Consider the following 1,619-nt stretch of genomic DNA (forward strand, 5'->3'; position numbering starts at 1 on the left):
TGATCATCATGCCGACCTTGCCTTGCTTCAACAGGTTCTGCACATCCTCGCGGTTGTTGGAGGTGACGCCCGGCTCGGTCAGCCCCTCGTCGATCATCGACTTGTAGAGCTTGGCGGCTTCGAGCGCGCCCGGCGTGCCGAGGCCCGACGAGCCGTCCTTGTTGAGGATCTCGGTGCCCTGCGACCACATCGCGTAATAATAGTAGACGTCGGTCTCGATCTCCTTGCCCTGCAGGCCGAAGCCGAACGTGCCGGAGCCCAGCGCCTTGATCTTGCGCGCGTCGTCCTGCAGCTCGGCCCAGGTCGCCGGCGGCTTGGCGATGCCTGCCTTCTCGAAGATCTCCTTGTTGTAATACATGGCGCGCGCCGAAGCGGCGATCGGCAGGCCGTAGGTCTTGCCGTTCATGATCGAGGGCGACAGGAAGGTGTCGATGAAACGACCCTTGAAGTCGGGCGTGATATAGCTGTCGAGCGGCTCGGCGACATCCTGCTGGACGAAATCGATCAGCCAGCGCGTGCCGATGATGGAGAGATCCGCATTGGTGCCGGCGGTGATGTCGGTGGTCAGCTTCTGCAGCAGCACATCCCACGGAACCACTTCGAACTTGACGGTAATGCCTGGGTTCTTCGCCTCGAACTCCTTCTTCACTTCCTCGAAATACGGACCGGTCTTGGCGCTGTATTCGGCGACGGTGACGCGCACTTCACCTGCATTCGCCTGCGCCGCGAAGGCCAGCATGCTCATTCCGGCCATCAGGCCGACAGTCCATTTCCCAAGGCTCATCTGATCTCTCTCCCATTTATTCCGCGCGGTTGCGCTCTTTGAGCCGATGACCGGCACAAGATTTATGTGACTTTCCTACATTATCGAGGAATTGGCGGCATGCAAGCGGATTATTATGTTGCTTAATTACATTCTCTTCATTAGCCTGCCGGCATCAGCCTGACCCGTGGGAGGAGAGAGCGCCGTGGTTGCGAAAGCCGAATTCGAAGGCCGCACCGTCATTGTCACCGGCGCCGGCGGCGGCCTTGGCTCGGCGATCGTGGAACTGCTGGCCGACAGGGGTGCGCGGGTCGTCGGTTGCGACCAGTCCGAGGAGGCGCTGGCAAGCCCTCGCCTTGCCTCGCGCCATGTCTTCGACCTGCTCGACCGGGCTTCGGTCGAGACGGCCGTCAAGACCGTACTCGACCGCGACGGCGTGCCCGACATCCTCATCAACAATGCCGGCTGGACACGCGCCGAGACGCTTGGCGCGCTGACGGCCGACAGGATCGAGCACGAACTCGATCTCAACCTGACCGGGGTGATGACCTTCGCCGACCCGATCGGCGTCGCGACGGCTGGCGGTACGACGCCCTACGGTGCGTTCTTCGGCGGCGTGCAGGTCGGTTACGAGCACCATTTTGCGTCCCGCCTGATGCTGGGCGTCGAGCTCGACATGTCCTTCGCCGGCGCCGAGGACTTGGCGCAGGTCCTGTCCTACCGGGCGACCGAGGCGGGGACGGCCAACCAGCAGCTCGAATATCTCGCCAGCCTGCGCGGCCGCGTCGGCTACGATTTCGGCCGCTGGACGCCCTTCCTGACCGGCGGCATCGCCTGGGCGAGCGTGCGGTCGAGC

Annotated in this window: 2 protein-coding genes; one reads left to right on the top strand and one right to left on the bottom strand. The window is 63.1% G+C overall.

The features are described from left to right. Positions 1–784: sugar ABC transporter substrate-binding protein (locus tag J0I79_RS00105; RefSeq protein ID WP_292854143.1), on the bottom strand; the 784-nt coding region annotated here is incomplete at its 3' end. Positions 785–968: 184 nt separating this feature from the next. Between J0I79_RS00105 and J0I79_RS00110 the strand changes: the two genes are divergently transcribed. Continuing rightward, a partial coding sequence (locus J0I79_RS00110) for an SDR family NAD(P)-dependent oxidoreductase (RefSeq protein ID WP_292854145.1) occupies positions 969–1,619 on the top strand: 651 nt, incomplete at its 3' end.

It is taken from the genome of Mesorhizobium sp., from assembly GCF_017306585.1.
GTDB lineage: Bacteria > Pseudomonadota > Alphaproteobacteria > Rhizobiales > Rhizobiaceae > Mesorhizobium.